Genomic DNA, 14,455 nt, shown 5'->3' on the forward strand with positions numbered 1-14,455 from the left:
ATGTCCGTCCGTGGACCCCGCCTCGAATTCGCCGTCGGTGCTTTCCTGCTGCTGGCCCTGGCCTCGCTGCTGGTACTGGCACTGGCTTCCACCAACAAGCGCTTCGGCGTGGGCGGCGGCAGCTACGAGCTGAGCGCACGCTTCTCCAACCTGGGCCAGCTGCGCAAGCAGGCGCCGGTGAAGATCGGGGGCGTGGTCATCGGGCAGGTGGCCGACATCCAGCTGGATCCGGTCAAGTTCGATTCCATCGTCACGCTGTCCATCGACAACCGCTACAAGGACCTGCCGGCCGATACCGCCGCCGGCATCTTCACCAGCGGCCTGCTGGGCGAGAACTACATTGGCCTGTCGCCGGGCGGTGATCCCGAGGTGCTGAAGCCCGGCGAGGAAATCGCCTTCACCCAGCCGGCGGTGGACCTGCTGCAGCTGGCCGGCAAGTACATGTTCAGCGGCGGCACCAACAATGCCGGTGCAGGCTCCGGGGAACCCCCGGCCAGCGGCGAGACCGCCGCGCCCCCCGTTACGGAAGGACCGACCCCATGAAGACCCTCATCAAGCCCTCCCTGCTCTCCGTCGTGCTGTCGGCCGCGCTGCTGGCGTCCGCGCCCGTCGCCGTGTTCGCCCAGGCTGCCGCGCCGGCCACCGCGGCCAAGCAGGCCACCGCCAGCCAGGTCGTGCTGGCCAGCAGCACGCGCATCCTGACGACGCTCGATCAGCGCCGCGCCGAGTTCAAGTCGAATCCCGCGGCGCTGCGCCAGTTCGTCACCGGTGAGTTCAACACGCTGTTCGACGGCGACTATGCTGCCCGCCTCGTGCTGGGCGTGCACGGTCGTGGCGCCTCCGACGCCGACGTGAAACTGTTCGGCCAGGCCCTGACCGAGCGCCTGCTGTCCGCCTACGGGGCGCGCCTGGCCGACTTCAACGCGCGCCTGAAGGTGCGGGTGAAGTCCGAGTCGCCGTTGCCCGGCGGCCGCGGCGTGAAGGTGGACACCGAGTTCGTACAGGCGGACCAGACGGTCACTCCGATCACCTTCTATGCCCGCAACGTGGGCGGCCAGTGGAAGGTGTTCGACGTGCTGCCGGAAGGCGTGTCCTTCGTTCAGACGTTCAAGACCCAGTTCGACACCCCGCTGCGGCAGAAGTCGATCGCGCAGGTGGCGGCGGACCTGAAGTCCGGCAAGCTGCAGGTCAACGGTAGTGCCGGCGGCAACTGACGCCGGCGTCCGGCGGGACGGCGACGCGCTGCTGTTCTCGGGCGCGCTGGACCGCGCCGCGGCCGCCGTGCTGTGGCCACAGGCCTCGGCGCAGTGCGCCGGGGCGCAACGCATCGTCCTGACCAACGTCACTACCGTCGACAGCGCCGGGCTGGCACTGTTGTCGGCGCTGGCCGCGCGCCTGCACGCCAGTGGTATCACCCCGCGTTTCGAAGGCCAGCCCGCTGGCCTGGCCGATCTCCAAGCCGCGTATCGCCTGACGCCGGAACTGGATTTCCCGGCATAACCCCACCCCGCCGTTTGCAGGAATCAGGATGAATCTGTTCCGCCTCAGCACCGTCGTCCTGCTGGCCGCCCTGGCGACCGCCTGTGCGTCGGCTCCCCCCTCTTCGACGGCTGCGCCGGCCGATGCGGTGGTTGTCGACAGTACCGCCACGGCGTCGGCTCCGTTGCCGCCCGTGCCACCGATCGATCCCGCCAGTATCGATGCCCCCGCACCGGCGGCCGACACCGCCACCGCGTCGGAAGGTGAGGACGACTTCGCCGCCATCTACGGCCAGGGCGCCTACGATCCGGTCGCCGATCCCACGCTGCCCGCACCGGCGCAGTCGCCGACTGCCTACGACCCGTGGGAGAAGTTCAACCGCAAGGTGCACGCCTTCAACAATGTCGTCGACCGCGCCGTCGCACGGCCGCTGGCCCGTGTCTATGTGGCGGCGGTGCCGCGCCCCGTGCGCCTGGGCGTCGGCAACTTCTTCGACAACCTGCGCCAGCCGCTGACGATGGTGAACCAGTTGCTGCAGGGGCGTCCGCGTGACGCCACGCAGACCTTCGGCCGCTTCCTGCTCAACTCCACGGTCGGCATCGGCGGCATCTTCGACCCCGCCAGCGACCTGAAGATGAAGCGCCGCAGCGAGGATTTCGGGCAGACGCTGGGCACGTGGGGCTGGAAGCGCTCGCGCTACGTGGAGCTGCCGTTCTTCGGCCCGCGCACCGTACGCGACGTGCTGGGCCTGGCCGGCGACATGCCGCTCAGTCCGGTCAGCAAGATCGAGGACGACAAGACGCGCATCTTCCTGCAGGGCCTGAACCTGGTGGATACCCGTGCGCAACTGCTGTCACTGGACAGCCTGCGCGATGGTGCGGTGGACGACTACGCGCTGGTCCGCGACTCGTGGCTGCAGCGCCGCAATTACCAGATCGAAAGCCATCGCAGCACCAAGCAGTCGACCGAAGACGAGCTGCCGGAGTACCTGCAGGACGAGAACACCCCGACCGTGCCGGCCGACGCGATGCCGATGCCGGAGATCAGCGGCGGCGGTTGAGGCTGACAGGTAGCGATCAATGAAAACGGCGCCTGCGGCGCCGTTTTCTTTTGGGCGTTCCCTCTCCCTGCGCAGCGGGGAGAGGATGCCGAAGGCGGGTGAGGGGCAAACGAAGCGGGAAAGATCCAGCGCATGGATGAAAACCGCGCCCGCCCCTCATCCGCCCGTTGGGCACCTTCTCCCGCAGGCGGGGAGAAGGGACAACACGCGACGCCTCACTCCGCCTCGTCGCCGCCCAGCAGCTTCTGGCTTTCCTCACCCGGCAATGCTTCGACACCACGCAGCTGCCGCTCGATCGCACGGGTGCGCACGCCGGCCTGCTTGATGCTGTTCTGCACCGTGTCCAGCTGGCTGTTGGCTTTTTCCAGCACGGTCGCGAACTTTCCGAACTCGGTCTTCACCGCGCCCAGCAGCACGCGTACTTCGCTGGAACGCTTTTCGATGGCCAGCGTGCGGAAGCCCATCTGCAGGCTGTTGAGCAGCGCCGCCAGGGTGGTGGGTCCGGCGACGACGATGCGATGGTCGCGTTGCAGCGCATCCACCAGGCCGGGACGGCGGATGGTTTCCGCGTAGAGCCCTTCGGTGGCCAGGAACAGCACCGCGAAGTCGGTGGTATGCGGCGGCACCACGTACTTCTCGTTGATCGATTTCGCCTGCACCTTGATCGCACGCTCCAGCTGCGTGGCGGCGAGGCGCATCGCCTCGGTGTCGCCGCGTTCCTGCGCGTCGAGCAGGCGTTCGTAGTCTTCGCGCGGGAACTTGGCGTCGATCGGCAACCAGACCGGCACGTCGCCCTCCTGGCGACCGGGCAGGCGGATGGCGAAATCCACCGCTTCGTTGCTGTCGGGGCGGACCTTGACGCTGCGCGAGAACTGCTCGGCCGTCAGCACCTGCTCCAGCAGGTTCTCCAGCTGCACTTCGCCCCAGCCGCCACGGTCCTTGACGTTGGTCAGCACGCGCTTGAGATCGCCGACGCCGGTCGCCAGCTGCTGCATTTCGCCCAGGCCACGCTGCACCGCTTCCAGCCGTTCGGACACCAGCGAGAACGACGCGTCCAGGCGCTGAGTCAGCGTCGCCTGCAGCTTCTCGTCCACCGTCGCGCGCATCTGCTCCAGCTTCTGGGCATTGTCGGCCTGCAGTTCCTTCAGGCGGCCTTCCAGCGTGGTGCGCATCTCGCCGATGCGTTGTTCGTTGCGCTGGGTCAATTCGTTCAATCGCTGGCCGAGTGTGTCGGCGAAGCGCTGCTGCGACTCGGAGGCCTCCAGGCGACCCTTGCGCGCGTCCTCACTCAGCGTATCGCGCAGTACGTCCAGGCGCTGGTCGGTACGGGTGCTGAGATCGGCCAGGCTGCGCGCGAAACCGTCGATGCGGACCTCCTGCGCCCGCGAGAGGCCCTCGAGCTGTTCGCGCAGTTCGCTGCGGCCCTCGCGTTGTTCATCGCGCAACGCGCGCTCGAGCAGGTCGCCGATGCGTGCCTCCGGACGGCGCAGCACCAGCACCGCGAGCAGCACGATGGCGATGGCGACGAGGACCAGGAGGAGGAAAAGAAGGGTCTGGGAATCCATGCGGACAGTGTAGCCGCTGGCGTCTCAGCCCCTGAGCATGCGGGAGTGCGCGTGGTGCGCCGCCGATTGCCAGCGCGGGGGTGGGCCGCTTAGGCTGCGGTCGGTCGAGGCTTGGTGCCCGATCACCCCCGCATCCCGCCTGCGCTGGCGCTTCGCCCGCGCGCTGTTCCGTTGACGCACTCCGAGGACCCTCCATGACCTGGCTACGGCGCAAATCCATCGACCGGATCACCGAGCACGAAGAAGGCCGGCGGCTGGTCCCCACGCTCAGCTGGCCGCATCTGGTCGCGCTGGGCATCGGCGCCATCGTCGGCACGGGCATCTACACCCTGATCGGTGTCGGTGCGGAAAAGGCCGGCCCGGCGGTGCTGATTTCCTTCGTCGTCGCAGGCGTGGTCTGCGCCTGTGCGGCGCTGGCGTATGCCGAGCTGTCGACGATGATGCCGGCTGCCGGCAGCGCCTACACGTACAGCTATGGCGTGCTGGGCGAATCCATCGCCTGGATCGTGGGATGGAGCCTGATCCTGGAGTATTCGCTGGTCGTCAGCACGGTGGCTGTGGGGTGGTCCGGCTACTTCGTCGGCTTCCTCGAATGGGTGCAGCAGAACTTCGGCTGGAACGTCACCCTGCCCGCGGCGCTGGCGGCCGGTCCGCACGCCGGCGGCGTGATCAACCTGCCCGCCATCGTCATCACCTTCGCCGTCGCCGGCCTGCTGATCGCCGGTACGCGCGAGAGCGCGACGCTCAACGCGATCCTGGTGGTGTTCAAGCTGATCGCCCTGGCGGTGTTCATCGCGGTCGCGCTGCCGGCGTTCAATCCGGACAACCTGCAGCCATTCATGCCATATGGCTTCCCGAAGTCGATCGGGACCGACGGTGTCGAACGGGGCGTGATGGCGGCGGCGGCGATCATCTTCTTCGCGTTCTACGGCTTCGATGCGATTTCCACCGCGGCCGAAGAGACCAAGAATCCCGGCCGCGACCTGTCCATCGGCATCATCGGCTCGATGGTCGGCTGCACGCTGATCTACCTGGTGGTCGCGGTGGCGGCCGTGGGCGCGCTCAGCTACACCGTGTTCGGCCAGAGCGCCGAGCCGCTGGCGCTGATCATGCGCGAGCTCGGCCACGGCACCGCTGCGCTGGTGATCGGCATCGTGGCCATCGTCGCGCTGCCGACCGTGCTGCTGGCGTTCTTCTATGGACAGAGCCGCATCTTCTTTGTCATGTCGCGCGACGGCCTGCTGCCGCGCAGCCTGTCGAAGGTCAATCCGCGCACCGGCACGCCGGTGGCGATCACGGTGTTCACCGCCGTGCTGGTCGCGGCGCTGGCCGGCGTCGCGCGGCTGGATGAAATCGCCGCGCTTGCCAACGCCGGTACGCTGGCCGCATTCGTCGCGGTGGGTGTCTGCCTGCTCGTACTGCGCAAGCGCGAACCTAACCGGCCGCGGGTGTTCCGCACGCCGTTGGCCTGGGTGGTCGGTCCGGTCGCCATATTAGGCTGCCTGTACCTGTTCTGGAGCCTGCCGCACCGCACGCAACTGTGGTTCCTCATCTGGAACGTGGTTGGCATCGTCGTCTATCTCGCCTACAGCCGCCGCAACAGCATGCTCGCGAAGGGCGGCGACGCATGACGTAGCGTGCGCCATGCGCACGAACGCAGCATCCCAAGACGATCCGGGTCGTGCGCACAGCGCGTCCATACGCATGCGTCTGCAGTGCCGACGCTTCATTCCCGACGCCCGCGGCACTAAGATGCCGCGCAGGCACACCATCCCCCGGGTTACCACGTTGATCATCCATCCCAAAGTCCGCGGCTTCATCTGCACCACCACCCATCCGCTCGGCTGCGCGCTCAACGTGCGCGACCAGATCGCCGCCACGCGCGCGCAGGGCGTGCGCAACGATGGGCCGAAGAAGGTGCTGGTGATCGGTGCGTCCAGCGGCTACGGCCTGGCGGCGCGCATCAGCGCGGCATTCGGCTTCGGCGCGGACACATTGGGTGTGTTCTTCGAGAAGCCCGGCAGCGAGAAGAAGGCGGGCACCGCGGGCTGGTACAACTCCGCCGCGTTCGACAAGGCGGCGAAGGACGCCGGCCTGTACAGCCGCTCGATCAACGGCGATGCGTTCTCCGACGAAGCGCGCGCCAAGGTCATCGAGCTGATCAAGACGGAGATGGGCGGCCAGGTGGACCTGGTGGTCTATTCGCTCGCCTCGCCGGTGCGCAAGCTGCCTGCCACGGGCGAAGTGAAGCGTTCGGCGCTGAAGCCGATCGGCGCGCCTTACACGTCCACGGCCATCGACACCAACAAGGACCAGATCACCCAGGCGACGATCGAGCCGGCCACCGAGCAGGAGATCGAAGATACCGTCACCGTGATGGGCGGGCAGGACTGGGAACTGTGGATCGATGCGCTGGAGAAGGCCGGCGCGCTGGCCGACGGCGCGCGCACGGTGGCCTTCAGCTACATCGGCACCGACATCACCTGGCCGATCTACTGGCACGGTGCGCTGGGACGCGCCAAGGTCGACCTGGACCAGACCGCGCAACGCCTCGATGCACGCCTGAAGAAGACCGGCGGCACGGCGAACGTCGCCGTGTTGAAGTCGGTGGTGACGCAGGCCAGTTCGGCGATCCCGGTGATGCCGCTGTACATCAGCATCGTCTTCAAGGTGATGAAGGAACTGGGCCTGCACGAAGGCACCATCGAGCAGCTCGACCGCCTGTATCGCGACCGCATGTACCGCGCCGACGGTGCACCCGCCGAGACCGACGACGAGAACCGCCTGCGCCTGGACGACTGGGAGCTCAAGCCGGAAGTACAGGCGAAAGCAAAGGCCCTGTGGCCGCAGGTCACCAGCGAGAACCTGTTCCAGCTGACCGACTACGCCAACTACAAGCACGAGTTCCTGAAGCTGTTCGGCTTCGAGCGCAGCGACGTGGACTACGACGCAGACGTGGACCCGGACGTGAAGTTCGATTGCATCGAACTGTCGCCGGAAAACTGATCGCTCAGTGTGGCGCACGACGAGGCGGGCTTCGGCCCGCCTTTTGTGTAGGTCTTGTCTGTGGGAGCGACGTAAGTCGCGATGGCAGATCGCTGCACAGGGTCATCGCGACTTACGTCGCTCCCACAACAACGCCTATGAGCAGCTCCGGCCAAGGGCGCGGATACGCATGTTGCGCAGGTACACGGCATTGCCATGGTCCTGCAGCCCGAGGTGGCCGCGACGCGCTCTGGCGAACTCTGCCTGATCGGCGAACTTGCTGCCGGCGACGCGACGTGTCCAGTCATCGCTGTCCAGGTCGTAGGTCGCGACACGCACACCGTTGAGCCAATGCGCCACGCGCGGACCGCAGGCGACGATGCGCGCGTGGTTGTACTCCCCGAGGGGACGCAGCACATCGCGCGCAGGGGCGACGAGGTCGTAGACCGCCGCGGCACGGTGGCTCGGCACGATGCGATCCTCGGCGGCCCGATCATCGAGCAGCTGGTACTCCACTGCCCGCGCCCAGATCGGCGACGCGTCAACGGCGCGATAGAACAGGCCGCTATTGCCACCCAGCTGCACGCGCCATTCCCACTCCAGCTCGAAGTCACCGTAGGTATCGACGCTGATGATGTCGCCGCCACCGGCAGCGGTCAGCACGAGTTCGCCGTCGCGGACCTGCCAGCGCGCGTCCAGCGCAGAAGCGCCGACGCTGCGCCACTGGCCCGCCTCTGCCAGCGAATGCCAGGGCGCCTCGGGCGCCGATGCGCAACCCGCCATCAGCGTAGCCAGCAGGATCGGAATGACCCGCTGGCCGCGCATGTTCAGTCGACCACGCGGCAGAACACCGCCTTCAGGTAGCGCGATTCCTGCACGTGCGCCATGAAGGGATGGTCGGGGCCGGCGCCGGCGACCTTGAGGATCTGGATCGTGCGGCCGGAGAAATACGCGGCGCGGCGCAGCATGTCGAGGAACTGCTCCTCGCTGACCAGTCCGGTGCACGAGAACGTGGCGAACAGGCCACCGGGCTTCACCACGCCCAGCGCGAGCTTGTTCATGTCGAGGTACTTCTTCAGCGCGGCGATCACCTGCTCGCGGTCTCGCGTCATCTTGGCCGGGTCCAGAATCACCACGTCGTACTGCTCGCCGCGGTTCGCCGCATCGCGCAGGTACGGGAAGATGTCGGCCTGCACGAACTTCGGCCGCACGTTGTTGAGCTTCGCGTTGCCCTTGGCGATCTGGATGACGTCCTGGTCGATGTCCACGCCGACGACCTCGGTCGCACCGCGTGCCGCGGCGTACACGGCGAAGCCGCCGGTGTTGCAGCACAGGTCCAGCACGGTCTTGCCGTCCACCTGCTGGCTCAGCCACTCGCGGTTCTCGCGCTGGTCGGCGAAGAAGCCGGTCTTGTGCGCGCCCGCCGGATCGGCGCGGAACTTCACCCCGTACTCGGTGATGACGGCCGCTTCGGTGGTCGTGTTGCCGTGGAAGTCGAAGCTTTCCTGCTTCTGCACGTGCTCGTCGGCGAAGCTGTGGAAGCGGCAGCCGGGGAACTGCTCGCGCAGCGCCTCGTAGATCCATTCGCGATGCCGGAACATGCCGGCCGCGAAGAACTCCACCACGATCAGGTCGCCGTAGCGGTCCACGACCAGGCCCGACAGGCCGTCGCCTTCGCTGTGCACGACGCGCCAGGCGTCGCTGATGGCGTCCAGCTTCAGCACGTCGCGACGCAGCGAGACCGCGTCGGCGATCTTGCGCGAGAACCAGCCGGCATCCACCGGGATGTCCGGATGCGTCTCCAGGATGCGCACGGCGATGCGCGAGTGGCCGTTGTAGAAGCCGCGGCCGATCCATTCGCCGTCCACCCCGACCACCTCGACGAGGGTGCCGGACTTGGGCTTGGCGGCGGGCTTCTCGACCAGCTTCTGGAAGATCCACGGGTGGCTGGAACGCCAGGCGTTCTTCAGGCGTACGGTCGGGTTGGGCGTATTCATGAACGGCATTTTACCCGCCCGGTTGACCCGGCCGGCCACCGTCCGGACAATTCGCCACAGAAGGGGAGTAGCTCCCAAACGTGCCGGCCGTCATTTCGAGCAGCGATGCTCCGGTCCCACGGCAGCCCACTGGGCTGTGAGCGAGACCTTCGCCGCGATGGCGAAGGCATACCCCGGATCCCCGTTTCCCGGTTCCGAGATGTCCGCGCCTGCGGCCGTCCTCCACTTTTTTCGGGAATCTCGATGGAAACGATTGGCAACCCCTGGTTATGGGCCGGCTTCGGCGGCCTGGTGGTGATCGCCTTGCTGGTCGACCTGGTGCTGATGCGCCATGGCGGCGCGCACAAGGTGACGTTCAAGGAAGCGATGTGGTGGAGCCTGGGCTGGATCGCGCTGGCGATGGCCTTCAACGGCGGCCTGTGGTGGTACGTCAACGAGACGGCCGGCCTGGTGGAAGCCAACCGCGTGGGCCTGGAGTTCCTGACCGGCTACCTGGTCGAAAAGGCGCTGGCGGTCGACAACATCTTCGTCTTCCTGATGGTGATGACCTATTTCGCGGTGCCTGAGGAACAGCGTCAGCGCGTGCTGGTGATCGGCATCCTGGGCGCCATCGTCCTGCGCAGCATCCTGATCTTTGCCGGCGCCGCGCTGCTGGCGAAGTTCCACTGGCTGCTCTACCTCTTCGGCGCGTTCCTGCTGCTGACCGGCATCAAGATGTGGTTCGCCGCCGGCAAGGAACCCGACCTGGAGAAGAACCCCGCGCTGCGCTGGATGCGCAAGCACCTGAAGCTCACCGACGGCTACCGCGGCGACAGGCTGAGCGTGCGCGAGAACGGCGTGCGCTGGTTCACCCCGCTGTTCGTGGTGCTGGTGCTGATCGGCGTGACCGACGTGATCTTCGCGGTGGACAGCATCCCGGCGATCTTCGCGATCACCTCGGACCCGTTCATCGTGCTGACCTCGAACGTGTTCGCGGTACTGGGCCTGCGCGCGATGTTCTTCCTGCTGGCCGGCATGGCCGACCGCTTCCACCTGCTGCCCTACGGCCTAGCGGTGGTACTGGGCTTCATCGGCATCAAGATGCTGCTGATCGATCTCTACAAGATCCCGGTGCCGTGGGCGCTGGGCACCGTGGCGGCGATCCTGGGCGTCACCATCGTGCTGAGCCTGGCACGCCCGCAGAAGGCGGAACCGGCCGGTTGAGGCCTGCGCGGCAGACCATCCCGTCCGCGGGATGGTCTGTCCATCGCGGCGCGGGCTTGCATTCGCGCCGGACGCCGCCAGAACTGCATCATGGACCTGCATCCCGACGACCCGGCGTTCGACCCGGATACCCAGCGGCGTTATGACCGCAAGCGCCTGTTGCGCGCGCTCAACCTGAGCCTGGCCTTCGTGCTGGTGCTGGCCATGGTGTACTCGGCACAGAACAGTTTCGACGTGTGGGCCTTCACCATTGCGCCGTTGTCGGTGGAAGGCCTGCTCGGGATCCTCACCGCACCGCTGCTGCATGGGTCGCTGGAGCACATCGCCGCGAATGCCTCCGCGCTGCTGATCCTCGGCACGCTGGCCGGCGCTGTCTATCCGCGCGCCACGCTGTGGGCGATCCCGCTGGTGTGGCTGGGTTCCGGCCTGGGGCCCTGGCTTCTGGCCGATCCCGGCACGCACACGCTCGGCGCCAGCGGACTGACGCACGGCCTGATGTTCATGATCTTCATGCTCGGCCTGTTGCGTCGCGACCGCGCCGCGATCGCCGCCGGCATGATCGCCTTCCTGTTCTACGGCGGCATGGTGCTCACCATCCTGCCCCGCGAGGCCGGCGTGTCTTGGCAGGCGCACCTGGGTGGCGCGGTGGCAGGCCTGATCGCCGCCTTCCTGTTCCGTCGCCTGGACCCCGAACTGCCGCGCAAGAAGTACAGCTGGGAGATCGAGGAAGAAGAAGCGGCAGCACGCAGCGACGACGAACTCGAATTGCCGGCGCCGCGTGAAGTGCCGCTGCTGTGGGTGCGCCCCGAACCTGCGGAAGAAGCGCAGCGCGGCGTGGTACTGCGTTTCCCGCCTCGCGAGCCACCCACGTCCTGACGCTTCCTGTGGAAGCGACGTGAGTCGCGAAGGAGGTCTGCTGTCGATGAGGCACAAGGAAAAGGCAGGCCATATTGGTCTGCCTTTTCTTCTTGCGAATGAGGGATCGCGCCCTTTCGCGACTCACGTCGCTCCCACGAGGCACGGCTCGTGCACGTAGCGTGCGCCATGCGCACGACTGCGGTGTTGCCCGGGGATCATGAGGTCGTGCGCGCGGCGCACGCTACATACAACACGGGCGCCCCACGGCGCCCGTGTGCCAATCACGCGCTTGTACGGATCAGAACTTCGCGCTGAACTCCACGCCTACCGTGCGCGGCTCGTTGATGAAGCCGGTCAGGTTGTTGAAGTCGATGCCGCCCACGATGCGGCGCTGGTCGGTGATGTTGCGCCCGAACAGGGCCACTTCGTAGTCGCCGTAGCCCCAGCCGTAGCCCACGCGCAGGCCGCCTTCGAGCGACGACTTGCCGGTGAACTCGATGGAGTCGTACAGGAAGAAGTTCACTTCGCTGCGATAGGCCCAGTCGGTGTAGACGTACAGCTCGCTGCCGTCGCCCAGGCCGACGCTGTAGCGTGCGGTCAGGTTGTGCACCCACTTCGGGGCCTGCGGCAGCTGGTTGCCGTCGATCAGTGCCAGGCCGCCGGTGTTGCGCGGATCGGTGACGGTGCAGGCGGCGCACACGGCAACGGCGAGATCGTTGTCCTGGATCTCGGTGTCGTTGTAGCTGCTGCCCAGCGTGAGCAGCAGGTTGTCCAGCACGTACGCCTGCATGTCCAGTTCGAAGCCCTTGCCCACCGTCTTCTCGGCATTGAGCAGGATGTTCGCGTTGGCGGCGCCGCCGACGGCGGTCAGCTGCTGGTCCTTGACCCGGTAGTAGTACACGCCGGCGCTCAGGCGCGCGCGCTTGTCCCAGAAATCCGCCTTGATGCCGGTCTCGACCGAGGTGACGGTTTCCGGACCGGCGACGGACTTGGCGTTGAACGCACCCGCGCTCTGGATGCTGCTGCCGCGGAAGCCGGTCGCGGCACGCGCATACAGATTCACGTCATCGCTGACCGCATACGTGGCGGAGAGGTCCCAGTTGAACTTCTTGTCTTCCGGTGAGGCGGAGAGATCGCCATCCGGCTCCAGCGCGGCCAGCTGCGCCAGCGTGCACTTGCCGGCCAGGACGCAGGCCGCGAAGCCGGTGTTCCAGTAATCCTCGACGGTCAGCTTCTTCTCGTCGACGGTGTAACGCAGGCCAGCACGCAGCTCCAGCCTGTCGGTCGCCTGCCACGTCGCGGCGCCGAACACGGCCCAGGCATCGTTGGTCTGGCGGATGCGCTGGTAACCATCCTGTGCGCTGTTGTTCAACGAATCGTAGCTGAAGCTTTCGACCTGGTAGTCTTCCTTGAAGTAGAACAGGCCGGCCTGCCAGTTCCACGGACCGGCGTATTCGGATTCGATCCGGAACTCCTGCGTCCACTGCGAATGGTCGGGAATGCCGTCGGCGGTTTCCGACGCGAACGGGATCACGCCCGGACCGGAATCGGGCAGGAACACCGCACCGTAGCCGCCGTCGATATCGCCGCGGTTGATCGTCTCGACGCTTTCGTAGCCGGTGATCGAATAGAGCTTGTAGTCGCCGATGTCCCAGTTGAGGCGTGCGCTGGCACCCTGCGACTCCAGTTCGGAATAGTTCAGACCATCCTGAGACACCTTGTCCTCGTCGAAGCCGGGGACGAAGTTGTTGGTGCCCGGGTCGATGATGTTGGCGCGGAACAGGCGCGCGGTGCCGTTGAGCTTGCGGGCATGCGCGTTGAGCAGCGCTTCGAAGCCGTCGCCTTCGTACAGGAACTGCACGCGGCCGGCGGATTCGTCATAGCCTTCGAAACCGTCGCTCGGGCCCGGATAGGTGTTTTCCACCCAGTTGTCGCGGCGCTGGTAGAGCACCGACGCACGCGCGGACCAGTTCGGACTCAGCGCGCCACCGGCGGCGCCTTCGACGTTCCACATGTTGTCGCTGCCCACGCCGACCTTGCCGTAGCCGCTGGTTTCCTGCGACGGCTTGGCCGATTCGAACTTCACCACGCCGGCCGGCGTATTGCGCCCGAACAGCGAACCCTGCGGGCCGCGCAGCACTTCGACCTGCTCCAGGTCGAACAGCGGGAAGCCCTTCAGGATCGGGTTTTCCTGCACCACGTCGTCGTACACCAGCGACACGGGCTGTGAGGTGTTGAGGCGGAAGTCGGTGTTGCCGTAGCCGCGGATGTAGAAGCGCGGGAAGGCGCGGCCGAACGAGGATTCGATGTTCAGGCTGGGCACGCGGCCGGACAGGAAGCGGATGTCGGTGCCGCCGGACGCCAGCACGCCCAGCTGCTCTCCGTTGACGGTGCTGATGGAGACGGGCACGTCCTGGATGTTCTCGACCTTGCGCTGCGCGGTGACCTGCACGGTGTCGAGCGTGGCGGCGTCCTTCTCTGCCGGGGAGGCGGCGTCCTGGGCGAGGGCGGTGCCGAAGGGCAGCAGCGCGGCGATGGCAAAGGCGAGGCGGTGCGGCCGGACGGCGGCCGGGCGGACTGGGGACATGGCGTGGCTTTCCGAGTGGGTGGGATTCGGGGCGCGCGGCGGCGCTAGCACGCGAATGTTGCATTACAGCAACAACGGGGGCAATGGCCGGAAGTCCCGTTTCCGACGAGCTCCGGCCTGGCTGCCACAAGGGGCGGTCTTCCACCCCCTGCCGCCCCGTCCGCCTCGCCCGCCTCGCGGTCGGCGGAACGGGAGCCCACGCATGTCCCCGTCCGACCGGCGGAGGGCGGACCCGACGGCTATGACGCCGCCAGGGGATCGCGCTGTGCACCGCGTCGCGCGATCAGGTGGTCCAGGCTGGCGCGGCCCGGTCCGGCAAACAGCAGCCAGGCGAATACCGCCACGTAGAGCACCTCGTCCAGCTCGACGAACTCGTCGAGCGTCGAGATGCCCGGCAGCACGACGACGGCCAGCGCCACCAGCATGTTGAAGATCATCGGCAGCATGGTCAGGCGGGTCGCCAGCCCGAGCATCATCAGCAGGCCGCCGATGAATTCGGTGCCCGCGCAGACCGTTGCGCTCAACGCGGGCCAGGGGATGCCCCATTCGACGAAGCGTTCGGTGAAGAACGCCAGGTTGTTCAACTTGGCCCAGCCGGTCTCCAGCCAGAAGTAGCCGAATACCAGCCGCACCAGCAACGGGCCGATCCATTCGTGGTCATGGAGGAAGGCGAGTGCACGCACATGCACGGGTAGGGTTTGCATGGAGATCTCCAGGAAGA

Annotated in this window: 13 protein-coding genes; 8 read left to right on the top strand and 5 right to left on the bottom strand. The window is 66.9% G+C overall.

Annotated features, from left to right (window positions below):
* From mlaD to ACSQ19_RS07215, 4 genes are read left to right on the top strand one after another with little or no spacing between them, the layout of a single operon-like run.
* Positions 1-543, top strand: a complete 543-nt coding sequence (mlaD, locus tag ACSQ19_RS07200) for an outer membrane lipid asymmetry maintenance protein MlaD (RefSeq protein WP_299344736.1) — start codon at positions 1-3, stop codon at positions 541-543.
* A gap of 8 nt (positions 544-551) precedes the next feature.
* Complete coding sequence (locus tag ACSQ19_RS07205) at positions 552-1,214, top strand: MlaC/ttg2D family ABC transporter substrate-binding protein (protein ID WP_436000896.1); 663 nt, start codon at positions 552-554, stop codon at positions 1,212-1,214.
* A complete protein-coding gene (locus ACSQ19_RS07210) occupies positions 1,198-1,500 on the top strand; it encodes an STAS domain-containing protein (RefSeq protein WP_299344741.1) in 303 nt (100 codons plus the stop codon). The genes ACSQ19_RS07205 and ACSQ19_RS07210 overlap by 17 nt, the downstream gene beginning before the upstream one ends.
* 28 nt (positions 1,501-1,528) lie before the next feature.
* Positions 1,529-2,539, top strand: coding sequence for an MlaA family lipoprotein (locus ACSQ19_RS07215; RefSeq protein WP_435995809.1), 1,011 nt, complete (start codon positions 1,529-1,531; stop codon positions 2,537-2,539).
* Between the two features lie 215 nt (positions 2,540-2,754).
* On the opposite strand, the gene rmuC is transcribed toward ACSQ19_RS07215, so the two are convergent.
* Positions 2,755-4,104, bottom strand: a complete 1,350-nt coding sequence (rmuC, locus tag ACSQ19_RS07220; protein ID WP_299344745.1) for a DNA recombination protein RmuC — start codon at positions 4,102-4,104, stop codon at positions 2,755-2,757.
* A 194-nt stretch (positions 4,105-4,298) separates the two neighbouring features.
* On the opposite strand from rmuC, the gene ACSQ19_RS07225 reads away from it, so the two are divergent.
* Together ACSQ19_RS07225 and fabV are read left to right on the top strand one after the other, a co-directional pair.
* Positions 4,299-5,735: an amino acid permease gene (locus tag ACSQ19_RS07225; protein ID WP_296278690.1), complete on the top strand. Its 1,437-nt coding sequence runs from the start codon at positions 4,299-4,301 to the stop codon at positions 5,733-5,735.
* Between the two features lie 157 nt (positions 5,736-5,892).
* Positions 5,893-7,110, top strand: coding sequence for an enoyl-ACP reductase FabV (gene fabV, locus ACSQ19_RS07230; RefSeq protein ID WP_299344749.1), 1,218 nt, complete (start codon positions 5,893-5,895; stop codon positions 7,108-7,110).
* Positions 7,111-7,245: 135 nt separating this feature from the next.
* On the opposite strand, the gene ACSQ19_RS07235 is transcribed toward fabV, so the two are convergent.
* Complete coding sequence (locus tag ACSQ19_RS07235; RefSeq protein WP_435995812.1) at positions 7,246-7,914, bottom strand: 3-keto-disaccharide hydrolase; 669 nt, start codon at positions 7,912-7,914, stop codon at positions 7,246-7,248.
* Between the two features lie 2 nt (positions 7,915-7,916).
* A complete protein-coding gene (locus ACSQ19_RS07240) occupies positions 7,917-9,086 on the bottom strand; it encodes a class I SAM-dependent rRNA methyltransferase (RefSeq protein ID WP_296278687.1) in 1,170 nt (389 codons plus the stop codon).
* Between the two features lie 243 nt (positions 9,087-9,329).
* Here ACSQ19_RS07240 and ACSQ19_RS07245 point away from each other — a divergent pair, with 243 nt between their 5' ends.
* Both ACSQ19_RS07245 and ACSQ19_RS07250 read left to right on the top strand, forming a co-directional pair.
* Positions 9,330-10,289 (top strand): TerC family protein, encoded by a 960-nt coding sequence (locus ACSQ19_RS07245; protein WP_296278686.1) that lies wholly within the window; start codon positions 9,330-9,332, stop codon positions 10,287-10,289.
* A gap of 90 nt (positions 10,290-10,379) precedes the next feature.
* On the top strand, positions 10,380-11,165 hold the full coding sequence (locus tag ACSQ19_RS07250; protein ID WP_435995814.1) for a rhomboid family intramembrane serine protease: 786 nt from the start codon (positions 10,380-10,382) through the stop codon (positions 11,163-11,165).
* A gap of 280 nt (positions 11,166-11,445) precedes the next feature.
* Here ACSQ19_RS07250 and ACSQ19_RS07255 read toward each other — a convergent pair whose 3' ends face one another.
* The gene (locus ACSQ19_RS07255) at positions 11,446-13,734 is read right to left on the bottom strand and encodes a TonB-dependent receptor (RefSeq protein ID WP_435995816.1); all 2,289 of its coding nucleotides are present in this window, start codon (positions 13,732-13,734) and stop codon (positions 11,446-11,448) included.
* Between the two features lie 239 nt (positions 13,735-13,973).
* Positions 13,974-14,438 carry a DoxX family protein gene (locus ACSQ19_RS07260; protein WP_435995818.1) on the bottom strand — a complete coding sequence of 155 codons (465 nt, stop codon included), beginning with the start codon at positions 14,436-14,438 and terminating at the stop codon, positions 13,974-13,976.
* Between the last annotated feature and the right edge of the window lie 17 nt (positions 14,439-14,455).

The sequence above is a fragment of the Pseudoxanthomonas sp. LjRoot127 genome, from assembly GCF_964253495.1.
Classification (GTDB): domain Bacteria; phylum Pseudomonadota; class Gammaproteobacteria; order Xanthomonadales; family Xanthomonadaceae; genus Pseudoxanthomonas_A.

What these genes read in the sequence shown, in the direction of transcription:
- mlaD (WP_299344736.1), top strand. Translation starts at nt 1, where the DNA reads ATGTCCGTCCGTGGACCCCGCCTCGAATTCGCCGTCGGTGCTTTCCTG.
- ACSQ19_RS07215 (WP_435995809.1), top strand. Translation starts at nt 1,529, where the DNA reads ATGAATCTGTTCCGCCTCAGCACCGTCGTCCTGCTGGCCGCCCTGGCG.
- rmuC (WP_299344745.1), bottom strand. Translation starts at nt 4,104, where the DNA reads ATGGATTCCCAGACCCTTCTTTTCCTCCTCCTGGTCCTCGTCGCCATC.
- ACSQ19_RS07225 (WP_296278690.1), top strand. Translation starts at nt 4,299, where the DNA reads ATGACCTGGCTACGGCGCAAATCCATCGACCGGATCACCGAGCACGAA.
- ACSQ19_RS07235 (WP_435995812.1), bottom strand. Translation starts at nt 7,914, where the DNA reads ATGCGCGGCCAGCGGGTCATTCCGATCCTGCTGGCTACGCTGATGGCG.
- ACSQ19_RS07240 (WP_296278687.1), bottom strand. Translation starts at nt 9,086, where the DNA reads ATGAATACGCCCAACCCGACCGTACGCCTGAAGAACGCCTGGCGTTCC.
- ACSQ19_RS07245 (WP_296278686.1), top strand. Translation starts at nt 9,330, where the DNA reads ATGGAAACGATTGGCAACCCCTGGTTATGGGCCGGCTTCGGCGGCCTG.
- ACSQ19_RS07250 (WP_435995814.1), top strand. Translation starts at nt 10,380, where the DNA reads ATGGACCTGCATCCCGACGACCCGGCGTTCGACCCGGATACCCAGCGG.
- ACSQ19_RS07255 (WP_435995816.1), bottom strand. Translation starts at nt 13,734, where the DNA reads ATGTCCCCAGTCCGCCCGGCCGCCGTCCGGCCGCACCGCCTCGCCTTT.
- ACSQ19_RS07260 (WP_435995818.1), bottom strand. Translation starts at nt 14,438, where the DNA reads ATGCAAACCCTACCCGTGCATGTGCGTGCACTCGCCTTCCTCCATGAC.